General features: G+C 65.6%; 3 protein-coding genes. 1 reads left to right on the top strand and 2 read right to left on the bottom strand.

Annotated elements, in window-relative coordinates; genetic code table 11:
* Positions 1 to 27 precede the first annotated feature (27 nt).
* On the bottom strand, positions 28 to 660 hold the full coding sequence (locus tag G3N99_RS35740; protein WP_206124711.1) for an HAD-IA family hydrolase: 633 nt from the start codon (positions 658 to 660) through the stop codon (positions 28 to 30).
* Positions 661 to 665: 5 nt separating this feature from the next.
* Positions 666 to 1,670, bottom strand: coding sequence for an RluA family pseudouridine synthase (locus G3N99_RS35745; protein WP_174943958.1), 1,005 nt, complete (start codon positions 1,668 to 1,670; stop codon positions 666 to 668).
* 725 nt (positions 1,671 to 2,395) lie between these two features.
* On the opposite strand from G3N99_RS35745, the gene G3N99_RS35755 reads away from it, so the two are divergent.
* The coding region (locus G3N99_RS35755) for an Rne/Rng family ribonuclease (protein ID WP_206124712.1) at positions 2,396 to 4,267 on the top strand (1,872 nt) is incomplete at its 3' end.

Here is a 4,267-nt window from a genome sequence, read left to right on the forward strand (position 1 = left end):
TATGTATGCTACGGCGAACACCACGACCTACACAGACATATACACTCTTCCCCTCCACGACGCTCTTCCGATCTGTGCATCGGCCGTGTGCGCGCCGTACGCGACGCCGACGCCCGCCGCCCCGGCACTCGCAGCCATCTGCAGGTCGTGCGTCGTGTCGCCGATCATCACGGTGCGCGACAGGTCCTGCCCCAATTCCCGGGACAGCTCATGCAGCATCGCCGGATGCGGCTTCGAGAAGGTTTCGTCGGCGCAGCGCGTCGCATCGAACAGGCTCGTCAGCTTCGACTGGTCCAGCACGCGGTTCAGCCCGACCCGCCCCTTGCCGGTTGCAACGGCGAGCAGATAGCCCGTGTCGCGCAGCTCGGCGAGCAGTTCGCGCACGCCGGCGAACAGCTCGATGCGCTGGTCGTCGAGCAGATAGTGATAGCGGTAGCGCTCGGCGAGCCGCGAGTAGTCGGACGGATCCAGGGTCGGAGCCGTAATCTGCAGCGCATCGCGCAGGCCGAGGCCGATCACGTAGCGCGACGCCTCGTCGGACGGCGTGGGCAGGCCGAGATCGCGGCATGCGGCCTGGATACTGTGCGCGATGTGCGCAGTCGAATCCATCAGCGTGCCGTCCCAGTCGAAGACGATCAGGTCAAATTGCTGTCGAGCCATGCGGTTCAGGCGGTATCGCGCAGTGCGCTGAGTTGATCGAGGAAGCGCCGGCATTCGTCCGGCAGCGGCGCATCGAACTGCAGCGCCTCACCGGTCAGCGGGTGAGCGAGCCGCAGCCGGTACGCATGCAGGAACATCCGTTTCAACGACGGCTGCGCATTCGCGCGCGCCAGCGCCTTGTTCAGTGCGAAATCGCCATACTTGGCGTCGCCGGCGATCGGCAGGCCGAGATGCGCGAGGTGCACACGGATCTGATGGGTCCGCCCCGTTTTGAGTTCCGCTTCGAGAAGCGCGTACTCGGGCCAGAGGTCGACGAGGTTGAACACCGTATGCGACGGCAGCCCGTCGTCCTGCACACGCACGCGGCGCTCCCCTTCCGGGGTCGAATACTTGAACAGCGGCGCCTTCACCGCGCGGCGACGCCCCCAGTCGGACTGCCATTCGCCGTGGACGCACGCGAAGTAGCGCTTGTCCATCTTGTTCTCGCGGATCTGTTCATGCAGGCCCACCAGCGCCGTGCGCTTCTTCGCGAGCATCAGGACCCCGGACGTCTCGCGGTCGAGCCGGTGCACGAGTTCGAGGAATTTCGCGCGCGGGCGCGCCTGGCGCATCTGCTCGATCACGCCGAACGCGACGCCGCTGCCGCCGTGGACGGCAACCCCGGCCGGCTTGTTGATGACGAGCATCGCGTCGTCCTCGAACAGCACGTCGAAGTGCGCGGGCGGCACGATGGTGGCTTCGGCGCGCGCAAGGTCGGCTGCGGCCACGCGGACGGGCGGCACGCGGACGAGGTCGCCGAGCGCGAGCCGGTACTGCGCATCGACCCGACCCTTATTCACGCGCACTTCGCCGCTGCGCAGGATCCGGTAAATATGGCTTTTCGGCACGCCTTTACAGACGCGCAAAAGGAAATTGTCGATACGCTGACCGGCCGAGCTTTCGTCGATCTCGAGCATCGATACCTGGCCGCTTGCGACCGAATTCTGGGATATTTTGCCTAACTCGTTCATACTGAATATAATTTTGCCCAGCCTGACGTTGCGGGCGGCCTCACCGGCCGGCCCGGACCAACCGGGCAAGGCGCAAGCGCAAACCGCTATTTTACTTGCGCCGGGGGTCTGCTGCTCGCCCCTAATCAAAGAGATGCAGCAAGTTGCACGCACGGCGCCGCCCGTCGGCAAGGATCGCGCCCACAGGCGGATTCGGTCGGCAAGGCGCCGCGGTAACGGAAAGTTGGTTGAAAAGAATTTGATCGGCAGCCCGACGGCGCGAAGTGCGTCCGCGCAGGCTGCCGGTTGCGAAAATTACGGCGTTGCGCCCGATTTGGCTCCGCGAAGCGTGTGGAGCCTGGCGACGTCAAACCAGGGAAGTACACCCCAGGCGGGAAAGTCGGGCTGGATTCGATACTCCCCGCTGCGGCCCAAGCCGCAGCATCTGCCGCCCGTTGGCACGCGCGTCGCATGGCGACGCGCCCCGCGGCAGTGCCCGGCCTCAGGCTTAGCGCGCTTTGACAGCGTGCGGTGTGTGGACGCCGTGCTTTGAAGCCGTGTTCGCAGGTGCCCTATGGCCGCCGGCCCCGTCTTTCGGGCCCAAGCGCCTCTTCAGGCAATTCTCCCCGCCATCGTTCCCGCTCCAGCGTGCTTGTGACAACACAACAAGGCGCGGCCTGCCGTCGTTCCCGCCCTCGCGACTGACAACCGCGAGGCGCCGCCAGCAGAGCCGCCTGGAGTCGTTCATGAAACGCATGCTGTTCAATGCGACGCAGCAGGAGGAGCTGCGCGTCGCCATCGTCGACGGGCAGAAGCTCATCGACATCGACATCGAGACAGCCGGGCGCGAACAGCGCAAAGGCAATATCTACAAAGGTGTCATCACCCGCATCGAGCCGTCCCTCGAAGCGTGCTTCGTCAATTACGGCGAAGACCGCCACGGCTTCCTGCCGTTCAAGGAAGTCGCCCGCCAGTACTTCAAGGAAGGCATCGACATGCGCTCCGCGCGCATCCAGGATGCCCTGCGCGAAGGCCAGGAGCTGATCGTCCAGGTCGAGAAGGAAGAGCGCGGCAACAAGGGCGCTGCCCTCACCACGTTCATCTCGCTCGCCGGCCGCTACCTGGTGCTGATGCCGAACAATCCGCGCGGCGGCGGCGTGTCGCGCCGGATCGAAGGCGACGAGCGTCAGGAACTGCGCGAGACGATGGCGCAACTGCAGATCCCGGACGGCATGAGCATGATCGCCCGTACCGCGGGCATCGGCCGCAGCGCCGAGGAACTGCAGTGGGACCTGAACTACCTGCTTCAACTGTGGCGCGCGATCGAAGCAGCGTCGCAAAGCGGCAACGCCGGCCAGCCGATGCTGATCTATCTGGAATCGAGCCTCGTGATCCGCGCGATCCGAGACTATTTCCAGCCCGATATCGGCGAAATCCTGATCGATACGAACGAAATCCACGATCAGGCCCGCGCCTTCATGGATATCGTGATGCCGGACAACGTCGCGAAGGTGAAGCGCTACCACGACGACGTGCCGCTGTTCTCCCGCTTCCAGATCGAACACCAGATCGAGACCGCGTACTCGCGCACGGTGCCGCTGCCGTCGGGCGGCGCGATCGTGATCGACCACACCGAAGCGCTCGTCGCGATCGACGTGAACTCGGCGCGCGCGACCAAGGGCGCGGACATCGAGGAAACGGCGACCCGCACGAACCTCGAAGCAGCCGACGAAGTCGCCCGCCAGCTCCGCCTGCGCGACCTCGGCGGCCTGATCGTGATCGATTTCATCGACATGGAATCGGCCAAGAGCCAGCGCGAAGTCGAGCAGCGCCTGAAAGACGCGCTCAAGCACGACCGCGCCCGCGTCCAGATGGGCAAGATCTCCCGCTTCGGCCTGATGGAACTGTCGCGCCAGCGCCTGCGTCCGGCCCTGTCGGAAGGCAGCCACGTGACCTGCCCGCGTTGTAACGGCACCGGCCACATCCGCGATACCGAATCGTCCGCGCTGCAAGTCCTGCGGATCATTCAGGAAGAAGCGATGAAGGAAAACACCGCGGCGATCCACTGCCAGGTGCCGGTCGAGGTGACCGCCTTCCTGCTCAACGAAAAGCGTCAGGAAATCAACAAGATCGAGTCGCGCTTCAAGGTCGGCATCGTGCTGATCCCGAACAAGCACCTCGATACGCCGCACTACAAGCTCGAGCGCCTGCGCCACGACGACGCACGTCTCGACGATCCGCGCGCGTCCTGGAAGATGGCCGAGGAAGCCGCCCGCGAACTCGAGTCGGAAACCGGCTACAGCAAGCGCGCGGCGGAAGTGAAGCCGAAGCAGGAAGCCGCGGTCAAGGGCATCACGCCCGAGCGTCCGGCACCGAGCCCGGCACCGCAGCGCCCGGTCGAACCCGTTGCAGCGCCCACGCCTGTCGCGCCGGCCAGCGGCGGCTTCATCGGCTGGCTGAAAGGTCTGTTCGGCGTGTCGCCGGCGCCCGCACCCGCACCGGTTGCTCCGGCACCGGCGAAGGAGCAGGCAGCCCGTCCGGCGCACGGCGATCGCACCGAGAAGTCCGAGCAGCGTGGCGAACGCGGCGGCGATCGCAACCGCAATCGTCGTGGCGGC

The sequence above is a fragment of the Burkholderia sp. Ac-20392 genome, from assembly GCF_017104585.1.
Taxonomy (GTDB): domain Bacteria; phylum Pseudomonadota; class Gammaproteobacteria; order Burkholderiales; family Burkholderiaceae; genus Burkholderia; species Burkholderia lata.